The following is a 19,216-nucleotide window of genomic DNA, read 5'->3' on the forward strand; positions in this document are numbered from 1 at the left end:
GGATTGTGCATGACCGAAAGATAATTACCTATGATAGCGCATCAAACAAACTGCTTTGCCATGATGCCGACCTGAAATCTTCCATACACCCTTTTGTGGAAATATTCAATCGCCACAGCGATAAATTTCGTAAACTCAAGGAGATGATTATTCATCCTACCTTGCCGTTCGGACTGGTAGTGGAGATTGGAAAAGACCTTGATTGGGAAAAAATATTTGCGATGCCTTTAAATGATGAAACAGATAAAATTAAAAGAGCTTTATACAAGCAACAAGAAATCCACGCACTCTATCTTCTTCGCTGGGACATCACTGACACAAACAAGCAGTATATCCCGCTCCATACAGATGCATTATCGTTTCTTCCACCTCTGGCTGTTAAAAAGTATGGCCGTTTTTCCTTTTCACCTGATGGCAAATGGCTTGTCTTCGGTCATGAGGACATAGGTAGAGACCAGTACGGTAATCTCGGCCCGGGTGGTGAATGGCAGCCTTTCTTTATCGCACTTCCGGTTGACGAGAAAAAACCATTCTTTTTTGGCGAGCCGATATTCATGGGGAGAACCTTGATTAAAGATAACGATGTCACTGCAACAGCCTGGACTACAGATCCCATTTCATTTGTTGCAGCGGATGGGGCCTGCTTGTACAAATGGGATCTCGGTAAACTGCATGAAGCAAGGACAGTTACCACACCAGACACACTGTTCCCGCTGGAGTAACAGGTATTGATCACTGACTCCCCCCTTTATCCCCCCTTATTAAGGGGGGCGCTTCCAGCGGGGGTTCTTCCTCTCAACATCAAAACTGGATTCCTGTTTTCACAGGAAAGACATCGAGGCAAGTGTGTTGCCGCAACTACTTCAATTCCGAAAGATCTATCTCTGAGGTGTCATCCAAAGAGGTGAGATTTACAAGACGGGTATCCTCGTAAAGCTTCATGTTTGGCTTGGCAGGCTCGGCCTTCTTTGGCTGGGAAGCAGAAACCGGGGCTGGCTCTGTTTCCGACGCATCCCCCTCCCTGCCCTCCATCAGTTTCTTGACCTTGGCACGAAGAGAATAGTTTTCACTCACTACTATATCGTATTCCTTGTATAAATCCCTCAGCTTGCTCTTAAGTTCAATGATTTCGTTGCTATAGGCACTATTTTCCTTCTGAAATCTCTCCATCACCGCCTGCTGGCTGGCAATCGATTCATTTACCGACGAAATAGCCTTCTCAAGCTCTCCCAGACGCTGGTCCGGCACTGAGGGCATATAATCGTTCTGGGTAAGGCCGTTATTAAACCGGGCTACCTCTTTTGAGAGATCCTGACCATCAGTCTTCTTCTGACTTACAAATGCAACGATGAAGATAAAAGAAGCAAAAGCAACTATAGGAATAATCCAGAGTAACTCTATCTGCACCTGTGTCTCCTTGATCCATCTAAAAAAATAACACTCCCCGACCCGTATGTGCAATTTCGTTGAGAATTGGTATGGCCCCTGCTATTTTATTCTTTCTATATTATATCATGATTCACATGATTTTAATTTAGAAAAACTGCCCCCGTTCTCCAGTTCGGGGTCAGAATCGGTATCGGAATCGATCCCTCATTGCATTGCAATACAAAACTCGACCATTATTAACACGATTAAGAAATGTTTTTCTTGATTCTAAATAGAGGAAGAAATCTTTTTAAAAACAATTCGATACCGATACGATACCCGGCTTTGAAAGCAAACGGGGTTCTTGAAACGAAAAATTTCTAATTTGGATATAAAATGGAGATAAAAAATGGCTGAACTACCAATCATGTCAGTTTCCGGAATTCGCGGTGTAGTCGGAAAAACAATAGATCCGTATTTCGTTTCCAGAATAGCATTCATTCAAACCAAAATATCCGGCGGCGGGAAAGTGATTGTGGGAAGAGACACAAGAAACTCCGGAGCGATGCTGGCTGAGGCTGCCTTCAGAGGGATCCGGGCAGCAGGAGGTACACCGGTCGACCTCGGAATCGCCCCCACCCCCACTACCTGCCTCTGCACCTCATCACTGGGCGGTTCAACAGGAATCATTATCACTGCCAGTCACAATCCCGGTCAATACAACGGATACAAAATGGTGCACAGCACCGGACGGCTGTTCAGGGCAGATGAGTGCCAGAGAGTCTATAAGCAGTTTCTGAATGGAGAATATCCCAGTAATGAGGAATTGGAAAAGGCAGAAGCCAGCGCTGAATCCAGTGTTGATGGCGCGGAGATCCATGTCGGGAAGATTCTCTCCAGAATTGACGCTGAAGCGATCAAAACCGCCAATATCCATATCGCTGTCGACTCGATCAACGGCGCCGGAGGAGCGGTTTTCCCTCTGCTGCTCGAGAAACTCGGTGTCAAATGGTCAGGGGTGCATAATAAACTGGATGGAGATTTTGTTCATAACCCGGAACCCCGCCCTGAGCATCTTGGCGATCTCTCCAACCTCTTGAAATCAACTCCAGGCAACTGGGGAGGGTTTGTGTTTGATCCCGATGCGGACCGACTGGCAACGATGGGCGAAAACGGAGAAGAGATCTCTGAGGAGATGACTCTTGTCTTTGCGCTTCAGAATCTGCTCCAGAGAGAGAAATCCGATGTGGCTACAAACCTGTCCACATCGATGCTTATTGATGATGTGGCTTCGAAATTCGGTGTAAAAGTTTACAGATCCAAAATCGGGGAGGCCAATGTAGTCGAGACCATGGGAAAGAATAACTGCAGGTATGGCGGTGAGGGTAATGGAGGGGTGATTTACCCAGAGATCACCAATGCCCGCGATGGTCTCACAGGTATGGCTCTTATTCTGGAACTGATGGCCAAAACAGGAAAGAGGCTCACAGAGATCGCTTCAGCCTGGCCCAGATACGCTATCGTAAAAGAAAAAATCGAATGCAGCGGTATCGATCCCGCTTCTATAATCGGTAAACTCGAGAAGAAGTTCTCCGGAGAGCACACTGATAACCTTGACGGACTTAAAATTATCAGAGATTACGGGTGGGTTCACCTCAGAGCTTCCAATACCGAACCGATAATTCGATGCTATGCTGAAGCGCGCAGCGAAAAGCAGGCAAGGGAACTGGCGGATATGGTACTTGAGATCGCGAAGTGCTCCTGAAAAGGAGAACTTCCCCTTTTCAGGAAGAAGAATTACGATCTGTACTCCCCGCCCGAAACTCAGTTTTCATACAGTATTTGAGCCATGAAAACAATGATATATTTTTGCATAAATGGCTGATAATCAGGCAGTCTCTGCGAAGGGGGAATAAATGTACAGACACTGTTTCACTCTTGTTGTAATTCTTTTCTGTTATCTTTCAATAAGCGCTTCAGTAATAAGCGGTTCATCAACAATAAACCTCAACGGACCTGCCTCAGAGCAGCAGATCCAAACCGCACGTCAAGGTGCAAGGACGCAGTTAAAGAAAAAACTGGTAGAATGGGTCTCAGAAAACTCAGGCTCCATGCAATTTGACACTCTCAATGCTCTTCATAATCTCTTCCTTGAGAGTTTCGTCGACTCCTGTCTCAAATTAACCAAAGAGGAATCATTTTATCAGGGAAAGTCTCTTACTATAACCTACAACGTCACACAGGAGACAGCAGAGCAGGCTGCAAAGACATATAATGAACAGCTCGATTCCAAAGCATTTCTATTCTGGAGCGCCGCGAAAAACGCAGCCCAGGAAAACAACCCTGTTCAATTCTACAAATCAGCTATCCAGGCCCTCTCTTACGCCTCAGCCCGTATCGGGTCACCTGCGATACTTCCCGAAGATGGAGGGAAAATTCTGACAAACGTTATCAGGGATACTCTGCGGGTCTTTCTGGACAAAATCACTTTTAAATCATCCAATATGATCCTCGAGGGACGGGCCGGAAAACCTGTCAACAATCCCCCATCAATAACCGTAACATACGACTCTACGCCTCTTCCCGGAATAGGACTGACCGCACTTTATCAGAATGGAAAAGTGCTTTTCTCAACTGTCACAAATGAAGAAGGCAAGATGAGTTTTGACGGTCTCAAGATACCTTTCGTTGCCAACGGGACACTGATTTCTGTCAAGCATAACCCGGGCAGGATAATCGATGAGAATATATTCGTGAGCACAAAAGATCTTGGCCTGCGCCTCAAGAACAGCGGGGACCAGACTTTTATCTTCAAACTTTCCCGTCCCACATACTCTCTTGAGTACAAAGCCTCATCAGTGAGCCAGATTACTCTTCCTCCTGATTTTGCAGGTGATTCCCATCTTAAGAAATTTCTCAATGATTCCTGCCACATGCAGGCTGTTAAATCCGGGACACAGGCAGACCTGGCGATCTTCGTTCAGAATCAGGTGTCAAACTATAACTATGATGAAACCGAAGAGGTTGGTGTAAAGCTCACAGCCCAGATAACAGTGAAGGGTCTCACACTCGAACCCCCGAAAACCGAACAGGAACAGTTGATCTACGAGAAGAGGTACGAAAATAGAAACGATATCCCCTACGGGCTTTTCTTCTGGGAGGCTAACCAGAAGCTGAGAGAGGCAATCAAAAACACCATGAACCGCCTTTAAGCACCGTCTTATCCGGTGCTTTCCTCCGGCCTGTTTGCTATCTCCACACTCGGAGGACTTGAGAGGTAGAGTTTTCGCGCGATACTTCTGATGTAAAGCCTGGCCTCCCTGGCTTCAGCCAGGGTCCTCTCGATGTCTTTTCCATGCACACCGGAAAGCTCAAGAATAATCCCTCCGTGAAAATTTGTCTCGCTTAACTCATAAAGAACTTTTGTCCAGTCTATCATACCCTTACCTGGCGGAAGATGATCATCACTGGTCCCGAAATTATCATTTGCATGTACAACCTGCAGATGTCCCGAGAGTTTGTACATGATATTATAGAGATCACCCGAAAGCGTAGCATGCCCGGTGTCAAGACAGGTGGTGATATTCAAACTCTCCATCGACCCCATTATCCAGAGCATATCACTGATATTTCCAAACGGAAGATGGGGAAGCATGTTCTCCAGTGCCAGTCCCACATTGATGGAATGGCACTTTTTTGCCACCAGATTGAGCACACCGGAAACATTTCTCATCCGCTGCATTCTCTCCTCAATCGAGAAGCAGAGATTTTTGTCGGGTCCGGGATGGATTATGAAGTGACGTACATTCAGAATTGAGGCAGCCTCTGCTGCTGTTATCAGTTCCTGGAAAGAGTATTCTCGATGAGACTGATCGAGTGAGGAGATGTCGACATCTACAAACGGAGCATGGAACGAATATGCCTCCATCCCCAGTTCCTCAAGCCTTTTTGCAACCAGTTTAATTGTGTCAATGTCGCGAAAATTCAAATGTCCGGGTGATGAACAGATTTCAACCATCCCGAAGCCGCCATTGCGGATCGGCTCGAGACAGTCAAATATGCTCATCTGGTAGAAACAGCCTGTCGAGAGGCCTACCGGCCAGTCACTCACTCTTTCATCCTTTTCAGAAGAGGTTGTTTCAAGGCTTCAAGACTGCAGGAATTATGTGCATTGAAGCAAAACTGCATTTTCTTTACTGATTCACAATCAAAGTACCCCAGATTATCACGTCCGCTCCTGATAAGGGCAGCAAATGTACGGGTGTAAAATTCGGCCCTGGTTGCCGCATCATAGAAGTACCACTCCCTTCCCCATCCATAGTCGCGCTCATATTTCGACCTGATCAGCCCGGCGATATGCACCGGATGCCATCCGAGAGAAAGTAGCGCCCTGACCACCTGCCTGATCCCGGCAGGTTTCAAGAGTAAATCATTGGGATTCTGGAGTATGAATCTGATACAGGGCGGAAGAGACTCTGCCTGAAAGCGGTCATAGGTCTGAGGCCACCTGGATGGCACCTCCTGTTTTACAGAGTAGTACCAGTTATGATACTCCGCCTCGGGAGAACTCAGGTACGCACGGATCAGATTCAGCATCTGCCTTGACTGATCAGGAATACTCGCCGATGCGCGGGAGGCAAGCTCAATTGCCTTTCTCTGATCCCGCATCGTCTCGATCCCCTCATTGAGATCCATCTCAAAAAGAGGAACAGTAACCATCTGAGGTATCTTTCTCCAGATCTCATCATTGAGTATTCCGCTTTTCTGCCAAGGTTTAAGATACCCGCTGAACGGCACCCGGATAAGACGGGTGTTAAGGAGATCCCCGTACTCCGTAATGTCAAGCGAGATCATCTCCCTTCCCCTCTGCTGAGGAGGAACTTCGATAGCCGAGAGTTCGACAGGAATCTCACTTTCCTTTGAGGCCTTGTCCCTTACCAGAAGAGCAAGATACTCCATGACAAGCGCCAGACCGGCAAACGCGGCACCCAGATCACGCTCGAGAGGTTTGTTTACCAGAGGATGGTTTTCAGAGTAACGTTTCACCAGATGATCCGGTAATCGTCCGATCTGGCTTAACATGCCGAAGGCAGCAGACTCGCGGCTTATAAGCCAGACAAAGTGATGCCCCCTTCCGCTGAGTACATGAAGAGGTGCGATACCGTGCTCCAGCAGTATTTTCTCTATCGCCAGCTCCGATGGCCTCTGAAGGTAAAAGGCTCTCTGCGGATCAAGGTACGGTTCTGCGGGAAAATCGAAATTTACATATTCTATGTCAAGGTGAACGATAAGCGAGTTTCTGTCCCAAAGTGACCTGGAAATATCGAGCCCCCTGGAGAGAAAGTATTCAAGCTCCTGAGGGGACCTCATGTCCCACCCTCTCTCATCCTCAGCATCACACTGTGCTATAAACATACAGGTAGCAGAATCGAGACTCTTTCCCCCCAGAAATTCTATTATCCTGGCTCTGATATTCCTGTCTTTATAGTATGAGACCAGATCCATTTTTCTCACCCGGAAACATAGTTTCCTTTTCCTATGATCAGCTGTAAGAAAGGACCGCTGAGAAGAGGCGAGGGTCCGTTACGGAAGCGAACACCCTTGCCGAACCATGTACTCTGCTGTGAAGGATCAACCTGTATTCCGCCCTTTAACCCCATGGTAAAAACTTTCTTACTTCTTTCCAGATGAAAAACACGCATCACCGCTCCTCCAAACCCGGTAAGAAAAGTGGGAAGCCAGTAAACATCCGATGACGCCTTCTTATCTGATGTAAATTCAAGTTCCGCGGTATTATGAGAAAAGCGAAGTAAAGTGCCGCCCAGGCTGAAAAAGGGATAGACCTTCCAGGTTTCTCCGGGCATGTTGAAACTAACCCCCATAAGCAGATTACCGCTTATGCCAAACAGCGATGCCTCACGGTTATTCTCATAACGATTTCTCCAGATAAGCCCTCCCACAGAGGCCTCCAGAACAAGATTCTGTATCAGCAGATGCTTACCGACCTCGAGGGAAAGGGGTTTTGACGAAAAGGCGGGGAGCTCAAGAGTTGCCATCGTTTCATTCAGTGAACTCAAATCAACATTGGCCCATCCTGCACCAGCATAGCACAAACGCTGAAAGTCACTGGCCCAGTGATGAGTCTGTGATGCCATGAGAGGAGAAGCCAGAAGAATGGAAACCACAATTCCTTTACAAACACCTGTAAACCTCATACTGCCTCCTTTTGCACGTGAAAAAAAACCTTTAATTTGACAAGGTTCAAATCGCATGCCAGAGAAAGCGTTAGGTTGCACACTTTTTCTGAACAGTGTCTCAGGAGAGAATTGGCACAGGGATTGTATTTACTTATTAAACAGGGATAAACCCGGTTATTGACATAATGCTTCCAGCAAAAATTATCAGGGAAATACATGGATACTGCAGAGGAAATTTCCAGAAAAGCCATAGCCCTGGGAAAGTTAACTCTCAGGATGACAACTCATGCCGGCTCAGGTCACCCCTCAAGCAGCCTCTCTATCCTTCACATTATCACAGCACTTATGTACAAGGTGATGCGCTTTGATCCACAGAACCCCTGGAATCCATCCAACGACAGGCTGGTACTCAGTGAAGGACACGCCGTACCCATTGTCTACGCAGCCTACGCCGATCTTCAGGGCGGCTACGGAAGCAGTCCTCAGGGGGTACAGTTCCTCTCCACCGAAGATCTTGATTCCTTCCGTCAGATCAACTCTCCCCTTGACGGGCATCCTAACCCCTCCGCGGGATTCCCCTTCTTTGACTGCGCCACAGGATCTCTCGGCCAGGGACTCTCCTGCGCCTGCGGTGTGGCCCTGGCTGCAAGGCTGAATAATATCGAAAAGAAAATCTTCGTCATAATCGGCGACAGCGAATCCCGTGAGGGACAGATCTGGGAGGCGATGGATTTTCTCGTAGACAACAACCTCTCCTCTGTAATTCCGATCTTTAACTGCAACGGCCTGGGACAGACAGGGCCGGTCTCTGCTCAACAGTCAACAAACACCCTCGAGAAAAAACTGAAATCCTGGGGACTGAAAACAATCGTTATTGACGGACACAATCCGTCAGATGTTCTTAAAAGCCTGAGAAAAGCAAAAGCATCCACCTCTCCCACCGCTATACTGGCGAAAACTGTCAAGGGATGGGGTGTAAGGGAGTTGCAGTCTGATAAATCCCACGGCAAAGCTCTGCCGGAAAACAAGCTGGGAGAGGCAATCAGGGAACTGGATTCCTCCATGAATATACAAACAATCCCACCTGACCATAACCACCGCATGTACCCCCTGCTTCCTCAAAGAGCCACTCTGCCACACAGAAAAGAGGGGAAGCTCCCCAACCCCGATTTCAACAAACTTCTTCAGAATGACCCCTACATCGAAAAATTCAAACGGGGACTTATGAGTACCAGGAGAGCTTTCGGGATAGCTTTAAGGGAACTGGCAACTGTCGATGAGAGGATTGTTGCACTCGATGCAGATGTAAATAATTCTACCTTTTCAAAATACATGGCTGAAAAATTTCCGGAACGCTTCTTCCAATGTGGAATCGCGGAGCAGAACATGCTCTCTGTCGCATCCGGGCTCTCCTCAGGAGGTTTTATTCCCTTTGTGTCAAGCTTTGCGAAATTTCTTGTCCGTGCCTACGATCAGCTTGAGCTTGCCCTTATCTCAGGTGCCAACCTGAAAATCTGCGGCTCACACTCCGGAGCAAATATCGCGGCGGATGGGCCCAGCCAGATGGGACTTTCGGACATGGGATACATGCGGGCACTCTCGACCAGCTTAAATGTAAATGATGAACCTCTGATGGTTATCTTCAATCCCGCATGCGCCGTGGCTGCATTTAAATGTGTTCAACTGATGGTAGATCGGGATGGTGCCTGCTATATGCGCACAATCCGTCAGGACACCCCCCTCCTCTACTCACCCGATGAAACTTTCGAGATCGGAGGAGCCAAAACACTTATCAGGGGAAATGATGTGGCAGTGATGGCATCTGGGTATATGGTACACGCATGCAAGGGCGTTGTGGAGGAACTGAGGAGTGCTGGTGTCGATGCAAGTCTTTACGACTGCTACTCAATCCCAATCAATCCGGAGATTGTTATCGATGCGGCAAGGGAGAATAAAGGGAAAATTATCACAGTAGAGGATAATTTCGGAAACGGACTCGGTGCAGAGATCTCATCCATTGTCTCCGCTGATCCTTCCGCCAGTGCAGTTGTAAAACAGATTTTTGTCAAACGGATGCCGAAATCGGGAATTACCGCGGAGGATGTTCTGGATTTTGTGGGAATGGGTATCTAGGGACGACAGCACGACGGGGGACTACACTACGTCAACACAGAGGGGGGTGGCAGAAGACCGGCGTCTTCGACAGGCTGAAGCCAGGGGGAGACCTCCCACACTTATTTCTTAACGGAATAATTGCCTTTTGTAAATAGTGTTATTACCTGTAATCATTATTCTGGTATACTGTCTATAGTCGAAGCGGGCTCACTGAAAATTGCCGAAGTGAGCCCGACCAATGATCTCAACCATCAATACAGTTCACCTCTCCGGGTATGCTACCCCGGAAACCTCTTTTATCAGTTCTCCGACAAGCTCCTTTGTCGTGCTCATTGCAATATCCCCGGTAGAGAGCACCCCCACAACCTCATCCTTGAAATTCTTAACCAGCAATCTCCTTATCTTTCTCTGCTCCATGATATCGACAGCATCCTCGATATCCTGATCCTCATAACAAAAAACCACATCGGGAGTCATCACATCGGACACCCTTACCGTCGACGGATCCCGTCCTTCAGCTACCACCCGCAGAGCGATATCACGGTCTGTCAGCATCCCCACCGGTTCCCCTCCTTCAAAGATGGGAATTACACCTATGTTTTTATCCCTCATCCTCTCAGCGGCTTTCTTGACAGGATCTGATGAGACCAGAAAATCCACTCCATAAGTCATTATTTCACTTACTCTCATAGAAATACCCTCCTCTATACTAATACTACGCTTTTCAAGGAGGAATCTTGCAGGCTTGCCAGGCGCTCCTTTGCGCTTTAATCACGCAAAAAAGCACAGATACAGCCCGGTTGATAACACCCGCATATTATGCGCCTTCCAGGACACACACCGACGATGGTAGAACGAGGCGCAGAGCCAATGATTCTGAGACATTGAAAATGTATTCCCTTCCCGATGGTCCCTCAAAGCCGACAGACAGGTCCTGCCCGAGGATTATAGACGCAAATGCTTTGCCGCTGGCCAGAAGGACTCCACCGGAGGAGATCGCGGCTGCCTTGAATATTCCCTCTGTAACAAGCGATTTCATGTGATCCATCTCAAGAATCTCGGTCTGGGGGTATCGACGAAACAGTTTATTGTACAGAGGTGTTGAAAGAGCGAGACTGTAGGGGCCGTGGAATCCCGCATTGTCAAGCTTCTCCGCTGCGGCTATTACCGCCTCGACTGCATCACCGACCTCATCCCAGGGTTTAAGCTTGCTTTTTAATACTCCCGGACTGTTAAGAAGCCCTGTTATTCCTGCTGATTTCAACCCGTAGTATAGAAGATAATCCTCCTGGGCACACACAGCCATCACTGATGAAACCAGAGATTCCAGACTAAAAGCGATGCCCTCTCTCCGGTGCGCCTCGATCTCCCTTGCCGAAATGGAGAACGATTTTTCCAGAAGTGACAGAGGCATACAGTTTGGCATACTGATCTTAAGTCCATTTTCCTCCTTGCCCAGGCTTTCTGCTCCAGGCACAAACTGCAATCCCAACCCAAACGGTCCTTCGGCATAGATCAACCTTCGTGCACTGAGCTGACTCTCAGCCACAGTTTTCACCATCATGTCTATCGAGTCCCAGAAACTGTTTTCAAAAGGCGCATCTTCTCTATTCAGTAAATTTGCCATATCCGTATCCTTTCTATTCAGCACTCCTCTTGAGATTCCCCACACTCTGCGGAATGTGCTCATTTTCTATACGCAGAGTTTTCTGCCTCATCTCCTCCACCTCCGATGCCCCCTGCTGCATAAAGGATGATTCATCGGGAGAGAGCAGCTCTATAAGCCTCTGAAACTCCCCCTTATGCACTTTCTCCTCCTCAGCCACATCCCTGAGTACCGCCCTCGCAAGCTCATCTGTGCAGGCATCGGCAATAGCCTCGTACAGATGAACCGCTTCCTCCTCAGCAGAGAGAGAAAGACGCAATGCCCTGAGCAGTTCACCTCTGCTGAGAGGACGCTCGGGGGCTTTTCCGCTAAAAGGATTTACAAATTCTGGCATGTCAACCTCCGTCAAGGGCATAGATGTATATGTATGAACAATTCAAGAAATTTGTTGCAATTGACATGCCAGTTTGGCTTTGCTTCGTGAAAAGCCTGGAAGAGCCGGGTGACCAATCCATTCCAGAAGGCCAGTAATGGGCAGGTAAGGTGTGTTTTAAGCCGGATGGTGATAAAAATACAGAAAAAACCTGTCAGGTCTCATCACCGGTTTTTCAGCAGTATTTTCGGGCTTTTTCCTGAGTTCCCGACAGTTATGCCGCTGCAGTGTTTCAGATGGTTTACTCTTCTCCCGCTTATATCGTATGTCATACCATTCTGTCTGTTCCCCAACCCTGCTGATATCCGGATTGATTTCGATTTGATGCCGGTTTTATCACCTGTTGTATGGAGAATTATCTCCACTAAATCGGTATAAAGCGCATACACCGCATCACCCTCTTTTTCGATTTGAACATAAACAGCTAATTCCTTTTCGAAAAAATAGTGCCCATCAGGGGAAAACCATCCCGGTGCAAATGTCGTGTCAGCCACCAGCTCAAGAGTTATTGAATCATCAACAGTACAGTATTTGAACAGATGCCCGGCCTGACAAGCATTAAATCTCATTTTGATGCTTCCTCCCCCCTCACGAACAGCTTTACCGCTCCATTTGAATGTTGCACCTGTGATGGAATCATCTCCCAGGAAAGAGTATACCGGGGTCATGTCGAATACATAATATTGACAAACCGGGCCTTTATGATTACTCACAAGACACAGCCCGTCTTTCTCATTAAGAAGAGATGATATAGAATCCTGCTTCATGAATTTAGCACTGATTTTCATCAGTCCGTCTATTGCATAAACGCTCCTGTATTTGACCGCAGAGAGCATCGTGAGCGCTTCGGTATTGCTTCCTGATGCAAACCCGTAGGAGATACGCGGATCCTGCCCTTGTGAGTAATTAAGAACCATTTCACCCGAACAGATTGCAGATAAAAACAGCATTATTACAGATGAAGCCTTCAAAGTCACCCCCTTGTTTATTTTTGTATCTGAATCAGCGAAGCATTCCGTGGAATAATCCGTCAATAAATATAATAAAATGAATTACTGAAAAAGCCATAGAATAAAGGGAAAAGTGTATTCAGTTGCATTCATCTGTTGTTTTTCCGGATATTTCAGATCGGAAGAAGACTGGGTGCATACTCTCGTGTTGTCGTACTTTCGTAATGTCGTATTGTCGTAGTTTCGGCACTCGTATCGATATCGATTCCGATGCCGACAGGAGGAACAAACATCGGTGTCTCTAATTAATGTGTGCCGCTTAGTTAACAGGACATAACTGTTGCAGTTTATTCTATTTCCGTATTTTTCCTTGTTAATTGAGATATCAGGAAACTGACGGTACACTAAGGAGAGGTCTGAAACGTCCTTAATTCATCTCCGGGGTAAAATTATGACTTATTCTGGCCACATTTTGACAGGCTATTTCACTGTTTCACCCCGGAGATGAATCAACAACCCAGAATATAGCGTTTCCTGCAAAACAACCCTATCAGCTCAATTATTACATCAAAGAGATAAAAATGTGAGGTCTCCCCCTGACTCCAGCCCCGCCGTAGCTTCTTTAGCGCAGGCGTGTCTCCAGCCCGCAGTGTCGTACTCTCGTACGCGCGTACCATCTTCCCCAATTCGGGAAAAACCTTTCCCATTCCGCAAATCCAACCACCATCACACTGTAATTACAGCAGAATCAGCCAATTATAAATGTGCACGATTTTTGCATATCTTTCATCGGTACATAAAACAACACACCGTTTTCTTCAACATGGGACTGAGGCGCTCCGCTGAATTACCTTAGTACCGTTTTTCAGCAGTGATACCTCCTGACAAAGAAAGGCTTACGCTATGACCCGATATGGCTTTTTCAAAGAAATGGCAATCCCCTTCGATACTGTACTTAAAAAACTCCCGATGGAGTTGAGACGGAAGGGGTTTGAGGTGCTCTCTGATGTGCGTGTAGATCGTGAACTGGAAAAATACCTGGGAGTGAGTTTTCAACGCTACGCAATTCTTGGAGTCTGCAATCTCGCCCTGGCTTTCAAAGCCCTCTCAAAGCAGGAGGACTCCGGGCTTGTGATTCTCAACAATATCATTGTCTTCGAAAAAGACAATTCAACCGCTGTGGGGCTGCTTAAACCCACTCATTACATGGCTATGATTCAGAATGAGTCAATAATCGATGATGCGGCTACGATTGAAAGGAAACTCTACGAGGTGCTCGACTCTCTGAGCAGAAAGAAAACCGCGAAACGAAATTCCTTCTCTACCTCGTTTCAGCGGGCTGTTGCCTGATCCACACTCTCCCTCAGATCAGAACAACTCTTTATATCCTCAAGCGCGGGAATCCCGATTCCTACGGGTACACATTCCTGCGCTCTTCTGTAATACCTCAGCCCTCTCTCCTCCGCTCCGCTGCAGAATTCAAGTTTTGAATACCCCAGAAGCACTCTGTAGCGGCTGTACCTCTCTGGTACCTTGTCAAGAAGAACAAGTGAACTGTCAAACAGCTCCCGCCCGCGTTGGAAATCCTTACTTGACAATGCCAATGATCCCCTGTAATAACAGTTAAGTGCAAGTCCCCCGAAATCTTTCTTTTTACGCTGTTTCAGTGCCGCTACCCTGAACTCTTTCTCTGCCTCGGATACTTTCCCCCCGGCCATCAGAACTCTCCCCTGCACCATGCTCCACAATATATGATCTCTTTCCGGATAACTCATCCCGCTTATCATTCTTGCGCTGTCAATTTCACCACGGCTGATATATGTCAGGCAGATAAATGCTGCGGCCGATGATGCGGTGAGGCTGTCTCCAAGAAACATGAACTCATCCTGACTGAGAATAAAGTACTGATTCGCGCTGTCATACTCCCCCTCTTCAAAAAGAACCCGTCCGATATTGAAAAAGTATCTTGCTCTCTGATGAGGCATGTCGCTTCTGCCGGCACTGATCAGTGCCCTGCGGTAAAGCTTTTTCGCTTCCGCGAAATTACCGTCCCTGAAACAGTTATAGGCACTTCTGCCGTAAGCGGCAGCAGTGCGGTCATAGTTTGATACTTTACGTCCGCCACAGGAGAAAAGCAGCACAAAACACAGGGAAAAGACATTAAATTTACGTTTCATCAGGGATTCTTATCCAGCAATGGGTCATCACCTTTTTCCGAGAGCCTTCTGAAAATCCAGCTGTTCTGCACAGCCTTCATCATATTCTCAGCCTCGGAGAGATCATCTCTTACCTGCACCATAGTTTCAGGAAGCTGTCCGGAAATCGATTTTACATCCCGCAGCACAGAATCGGCCTTCTCCAGAGCAGCCATGGTCTTCTGCACCAGTAAAGTAAGTGAGTCCATGAAACTGCCTCCCTGTCCTGCGAGCCCGTTAAGATTGTTTATAAATACATCCGCACTGGAGATTGTTTTCCCTGATTTACCGGCCAGAGAATTTGCTCTCCTCCCAAGCTCCTGAAGCTGGTTGATAAGAGTGTCTTCGGTTATGAGTCGTCCGATTGTTCCTTTTCCCGACAGAACCGTGTGAAGTGTCTGTTCGACAGTACTGATCATTCCAACAATCTGCGCCACTGCCTTGTCGATCTGAATAGGAAACTCCGACAAAAGAGTATCCCCTTCATCAACCACCTGACTCTGCTCAGCCCCTCCGGTCAGCTCTATGCACCAGTCCCCGACTATAAAGCTTTTCTGTTTGAGCTGAGCCCTGGTATCTTTGCGGATAAGAGGCTGGTACTGCTTCCCGACTTTCATTGTCACTATCACTATCCCCTCTTTGACAAGGGATATCTCTCCCACATGCCCTATATGCATCCCGGACATTGTGACCTGGTTTCCCTTGGTGAGACCATAGCTGTTCTGATAAACCGCGTGAAGATAACACCATCCCTGCATGAATTCTGCTTTGAAAAGAGAATAGACAAGAAGAAAAGGAAGAACCAATGCCGGGATAATCACAAAGAGACCGACAAAAAAAGTCCTGTTGCGTCTTACAAACGATGTTACCTGGTTGTTTCTCATTTTATCTCAACACCTGCGCGCTCTTTATGTACTCTCCGCCCGGATACACCCTCTTGCTCTGAACTGTCGACAAGCCATCCTTTGTCAAGTACCTTTTTTACAGTCAAAAAACCCTCCCATATATCTGTTTCATGGCTCACCATGATTACGCTCATTTTTCTCCGGTTCTGATGTTCATAAATGACGTTCATTATTTTCCGGGCAGTAAATGGATCCAGTCCGCTCAGTGGTTCATCGAGCAGCAGCATATCAGGTTCGCTGATAAGCGCCCTGGCGACAGCGACAGATTTAAGCTGCCCTGCTGAAAGCAACTCCGGGAAGAGTGCATCGATATTCTCCAGACAAAATTCATCCATGATTTTTCTCACCCGCTTTTCTATCTCCTTATCGGTGATCCCTGAACGGACCCTCAGAGGTAAAGCGATATTCTCGAAAACTGAGTGGTTGGAGATAAGAGCGTGAATCTGAAAAACATACCCTGTCGACTGGCGTTTTTCCAGAAGCACTCTTCTGGAAAAGGAGCTTATATCCTGACCGTCCCATAAGACTCTGCCCGATGACGGGCGTTTGAGGCCAACACATATTTCCAGAAGCGTGCTCTTTCCCTCTCCACTCCTGCCGCTTATTACAAGTATATCTCCCCTCTTTACAGAAAAAGAGATCTCCCTCAGAAGAGGAGCTTTACCCTGCTTAAAGCAGACTTTTTCCAGTTCGATCTTATCCGGCATAAAAACTCAAAGTCACCAGAATGCTGACAACCACAGTAAAAGCCATCGATCCCACAACAGCATTGATCGCAGCCTGAGGTACACCCCTGATATTCCTGACCGCCAGCCCGTAATGGCAACTGATCACTGCCACCACCATCCCGAAAAACACACCTTTGGAAACAGAGATAAGTATATCCTTCCAGGTCAGTGCCTGTATCACTTTTTCCAGGAAAATCCTGAAGGGCATTACAACTGTCAGTTTTGCAAATGCCAATCCGCCGATAATAGCCACGATGTCAAAATAAAAATTAAGGCAGACAAGCGAAAGAGTCATCCCTGCCAGAGCCGGAACCGCAAGAAAACGCACCGGATCAACCCCCATCACCTCCAGAGCCGCAACCTCCTTGTTTACCTGCATCGTCCCGATATGGGCTGCCAGAGCCGCCCCCGATCTTCCTATTATAACAAGTGCGGTGAAAAAAGGCCCAAGTTCCCGTACTACAGACACTATAAGGATATTTCCGAAGTACTCAGTCACGCCGAACCGGGGCATATTGGTCATGGCCTGGATAACTATCACAACTCCGCACAGAAAAGCTATTATCCCCACCAGCCATAAAGCCTCTACACCTGTGTAAAGAATCTGTCTTGACAACTGAGCTCTTATGGAGGTGAAAGCGGTCTGACTTGGAGTAAAACATGCCGCCAGAGACCGGAATAACAGCTTTACAATGACCACCGGCTCATTTATCCAGAAGACGACATTCTCACCTGTCATCTGGACCGCACGAAAAACTTTGCGGTTCAATTATCCTCTCCTGTGATATCACGCTGAAACTCCCTGAATCTCTCCCAGAAAAGAGCTCTGGAACCGTGTTCTTTTACACTGTAGATAACTGGCTCCATCGTAAGATTAAACACACTCATGGCTTTTTTCTGCTGTACTATCCTGTCGGTTTTTCCAAGCTTATCCGCCTTTGTAAGCACCGGGAAAACCGGTTTTCCCAGTCTGACAAGCCATTGACACGCCTCCAGATCGTTTTTTACCCCTATATGACGGATATCGATAAGCCAGATTATTCCGGCTAAGTTCGATCTCTTTTCACAATATGATGAGATAAGCCTGGACCATCTCTCTTTCTCGCTTCCAGAGGTCCGGGCGTAGCCGTATCCGGGAAGATCAACCCAGAACATATCTTTTTCCACCCTGTAGAAATTGGCCAGCGAGGTCTTCCCCGGAGTTCCTGATGTGCGGGCGAGGGATTTGTTTTCAAATACATGGTTAATAAACGATGATTTCCCTACATTGGATCTGCCCAGAATCGCAAACTCCTGACCTGACAGAGCGGGAAGATCACGGTAGTCAGCAGCCGAGCAGATAAATTCAGCCTTTTTCTTCTTCTCCTTTTCCATAACCCTTATAGTATATATTGCTTTTTATAAAAAGGGAATTTTAAGTTTCTTCTGATCACAGAAGTGCCCGGCAAAGTATACATTTCTTTCTTATAATCTGCAGGGAGACGGTAAGCACACCCTCGTCTTATCGTATTGTCGTACCCGGTATTGTCGTGGAAGGTCTCCTCCTGCCTTTGCCCCGCCGTAGCTTCTGAGCGCAGGCGGGTCTTCCGCCACCCCCTCTGTGTTGACATAGAGCAGTACCCATCGGGAACTGTTACAAGTCAGGCGAGTTAAGCCGGCTTCTTAATCTTTACTGGTGGAAGAAGAAACGATAATTGTATATCGGATCTTTATCTAAACGGTGCATGTCATTTAGAGTCACCGATGTTTGTTCTTCATATCGGGGTTGGTGTAGGTATCAGTACGACGGTAGGACCTGAGGGATTCCCATTTCGTTCTTTGTGCTTGTAATCGTAAGAAAAAAATACCCATCAAAAAACTACAGGGTGGACTGTGTGTATTTGTGTCCTCATGACGTCGTGACGTCGTGTTGTCTGGCAGGAAACAATATTCCTGGGTTGTTGTTTCACCTCGGAGGTGAAATAGTGAATTTAGCTGTTAAAATGTGGCCAAAATAAGTCATAAATTCACCCCGGAGGTGAAATAAGGACATTACAGCCCTCTCATCAGGGCCCCCCTCAGTTTCCTGATATCTTCGGTTAACAATAAAAACATGAAACAGTTTCAGTAATGTCCGGTTACCTAAACCAGGGCACCGATGTCTGTTCTTCAAGTCGGGGTCGGCATCGGAATCGGAATCGAATGCTTTTCATTCTTTTCTTGGAAGAATAAGCCAGAGTTGTTTTTCTAAAACCATAGTTTCAATGCATTTTTTCGTGCTCAGTGAAACAGCGATTGTAGTTGTAACCGATAAAAAGACGACGATTAGGAGAAAGAACGCATGGTGTATGCGCCGGTGCAGGGCGGGAAAATGCGTGTTTACTGGCAGGAAACAATATTCCTGGGTTGTTGTTTCACCTCAGGGGTGAAATAGTGAATTTAGCTGTTAAAATGTGGCCTGAATAAGTTATAAATTCACCCCGGAGGTGAAATAAGGACATTACAGCCCTCTCATCAGGGCCCCCTCAGTTTCCTGATATATCCGGTTAACAATAAAATACGGAAACAGGTTCAGTAATGTTCGGTTTACCTAAACCAGGGCACCGATGTCTGTTCTTCAAATCGGGGTCGGCATCGGAATCGGAATCGAATACTTTTCATTCTTTTCTCGGAAGAATAAGCCAGAGTTGAAAGCTACATGTGGATTGGATGCGTACCCTTGTATTGTCGTGATGTCGTA

Annotated in this window: 19 protein-coding genes; 5 read left to right on the forward strand and 14 right to left on the reverse strand. The window is 47.0% G+C overall.

Features of this window, described 5'->3' with window-relative positions:
* Nucleotides 1-722: hypothetical protein (locus GX089_01585; protein NLP01165.1), on the forward strand; the 722-nt coding region annotated here is incomplete at its 5' end.
* Nucleotides 723-858: 136 nt separating this feature from the next.
* Here the strand turns inward: GX089_01585 and GX089_01590 are convergent.
* Complete coding sequence (locus GX089_01590) at nucleotides 859-1,407, reverse strand: hypothetical protein (GenBank protein ID NLP01166.1); 549 nt, start codon at nucleotides 1,405-1,407, stop codon at nucleotides 859-861.
* A 370-nt stretch (nucleotides 1,408-1,777) separates the two neighbouring features.
* Between GX089_01590 and glmM the strand changes: the two genes are divergently transcribed.
* Together glmM and GX089_01600 are read left to right on the forward strand one after the other, a co-directional pair.
* Nucleotides 1,778-3,133, forward strand: coding sequence for a phosphoglucosamine mutase (gene glmM / locus GX089_01595; GenBank protein NLP01167.1), 1,356 nt, complete (start codon nucleotides 1,778-1,780; stop codon nucleotides 3,131-3,133).
* 151 nt (nucleotides 3,134-3,284) lie between these two features.
* Nucleotides 3,285-4,580 carry a hypothetical protein gene (locus GX089_01600; protein ID NLP01168.1) on the forward strand — a complete coding sequence of 432 codons (1,296 nt, stop codon included), beginning with the start codon at nucleotides 3,285-3,287 and terminating at the stop codon, nucleotides 4,578-4,580.
* 8 nt (nucleotides 4,581-4,588) lie between these two features.
* Here the strand turns inward: GX089_01600 and GX089_01605 are convergent, their stop codons facing one another.
* From GX089_01605 to GX089_01615, 3 genes are read right to left on the reverse strand one after another with little or no spacing between them, the layout of a single operon-like run.
* Nucleotides 4,589-5,479, reverse strand: a complete 891-nt coding sequence (locus GX089_01605) for a sugar phosphate isomerase/epimerase (protein ID NLP01169.1) — start codon at nucleotides 5,477-5,479, stop codon at nucleotides 4,589-4,591.
* A complete protein-coding gene (locus tag GX089_01610; protein ID NLP01170.1) occupies nucleotides 5,476-6,873 on the reverse strand; it encodes a hypothetical protein in 1,398 nt (465 codons plus the stop codon). Before GX089_01610 ends, GX089_01605 begins: the two co-directional genes overlap by 4 nt.
* 5 nt (nucleotides 6,874-6,878) lie before the next feature.
* Nucleotides 6,879-7,583, reverse strand: a complete 705-nt coding sequence (locus GX089_01615; protein NLP01171.1) for a hypothetical protein — start codon at nucleotides 7,581-7,583, stop codon at nucleotides 6,879-6,881.
* A 198-nt stretch (nucleotides 7,584-7,781) separates the two neighbouring features.
* Here GX089_01615 and GX089_01620 point away from each other — a divergent pair, with 198 nt between their 5' ends.
* On the forward strand, nucleotides 7,782-9,698 hold the full coding sequence (locus GX089_01620; GenBank protein NLP01172.1) for a transketolase: 1,917 nt from the start codon (nucleotides 7,782-7,784) through the stop codon (nucleotides 9,696-9,698).
* 243 nt (nucleotides 9,699-9,941) lie between these two features.
* Here GX089_01620 and GX089_01625 read toward each other — a convergent pair whose 3' ends face one another.
* The 5 genes from GX089_01625 to GX089_01645 all read right to left on the reverse strand — a co-directional run bounded on the left by GX089_01625 (nucleotide 9,942) and on the right by GX089_01645 (nucleotide 13,376).
* Nucleotides 9,942-10,370 carry a CBS domain-containing protein gene (locus tag GX089_01625; GenBank protein ID NLP01173.1) on the reverse strand — a complete coding sequence of 143 codons (429 nt, stop codon included), beginning with the start codon at nucleotides 10,368-10,370 and terminating at the stop codon, nucleotides 9,942-9,944.
* Nucleotides 10,371-10,497: 127 nt separating this feature from the next.
* Nucleotides 10,498-11,307 carry a bacteriocin family protein gene (locus GX089_01630; GenBank protein NLP01174.1) on the reverse strand — a complete coding sequence of 270 codons (810 nt, stop codon included), beginning with the start codon at nucleotides 11,305-11,307 and terminating at the stop codon, nucleotides 10,498-10,500.
* Between the two features lie 13 nt (nucleotides 11,308-11,320).
* Nucleotides 11,321-11,680, reverse strand: coding sequence for a Rubrerythrin (locus GX089_01635; GenBank protein NLP01175.1), 360 nt, complete (start codon nucleotides 11,678-11,680; stop codon nucleotides 11,321-11,323).
* A gap of 203 nt (nucleotides 11,681-11,883) precedes the next feature.
* Nucleotides 11,884-12,690: a hypothetical protein gene (locus GX089_01640; protein ID NLP01176.1), complete on the reverse strand. Its 807-nt coding sequence runs from the start codon at nucleotides 12,688-12,690 to the stop codon at nucleotides 11,884-11,886.
* A gap of 488 nt (nucleotides 12,691-13,178) precedes the next feature.
* Nucleotides 13,179-13,376: a hypothetical protein gene (locus GX089_01645; protein ID NLP01177.1), complete on the reverse strand. Its 198-nt coding sequence runs from the start codon at nucleotides 13,374-13,376 to the stop codon at nucleotides 13,179-13,181.
* A 196-nt stretch (nucleotides 13,377-13,572) separates the two neighbouring features.
* Between GX089_01645 and GX089_01650 the strand changes: the two genes are divergently transcribed.
* The gene (locus GX089_01650; protein ID NLP01178.1) at nucleotides 13,573-14,019 is read left to right on the forward strand and encodes a DUF302 domain-containing protein; all 447 of its coding nucleotides are present in this window, start codon (nucleotides 13,573-13,575) and stop codon (nucleotides 14,017-14,019) included.
* Here the strand turns inward: GX089_01650 and GX089_01655 are convergent.
* From GX089_01655 to GX089_01675, 5 genes are read right to left on the reverse strand one after another with little or no spacing between them, the layout of a single operon-like run.
* On the reverse strand, nucleotides 14,001-14,846 hold the full coding sequence (locus GX089_01655) for a tetratricopeptide repeat protein (protein NLP01179.1): 846 nt from the start codon (nucleotides 14,844-14,846) through the stop codon (nucleotides 14,001-14,003). The genes GX089_01650 and GX089_01655 overlap by 19 nt on opposite strands.
* Nucleotides 14,846-15,748, reverse strand: coding sequence for an MCE family protein (locus tag GX089_01660; protein ID NLP01180.1), 903 nt, complete (start codon nucleotides 15,746-15,748; stop codon nucleotides 14,846-14,848). The genes GX089_01655 and GX089_01660 overlap by 1 nt, the downstream gene beginning before the upstream one ends.
* Entirely contained in the window at nucleotides 15,745-16,476 is a 732-nt protein-coding gene (locus GX089_01665; protein NLP01181.1) for an ATP-binding cassette domain-containing protein, read from the reverse strand. Before GX089_01665 ends, GX089_01660 begins: the two co-directional genes overlap by 4 nt.
* The gene (locus GX089_01670) at nucleotides 16,466-17,266 is read right to left on the reverse strand and encodes an ABC transporter permease (GenBank protein ID NLP01182.1); all 801 of its coding nucleotides are present in this window, start codon (nucleotides 17,264-17,266) and stop codon (nucleotides 16,466-16,468) included. Before GX089_01670 ends, GX089_01665 begins: the two co-directional genes overlap by 11 nt.
* Nucleotides 17,263-17,871 carry a YihA family ribosome biogenesis GTP-binding protein gene (locus GX089_01675; protein NLP01183.1) on the reverse strand — a complete coding sequence of 203 codons (609 nt, stop codon included), beginning with the start codon at nucleotides 17,869-17,871 and terminating at the stop codon, nucleotides 17,263-17,265. Before GX089_01675 ends, GX089_01670 begins: the two co-directional genes overlap by 4 nt.
* Between the last annotated feature and the right edge of the window lie 1,345 nt (nucleotides 17,872-19,216).

Origin of the sequence: Fibrobacter sp. (assembly GCA_012523595.1) — a bacterium.
Taxonomy (GTDB): Bacteria; Fibrobacterota; Chitinivibrionia; order Chitinivibrionales; family Chitinispirillaceae; genus JAAYIG01.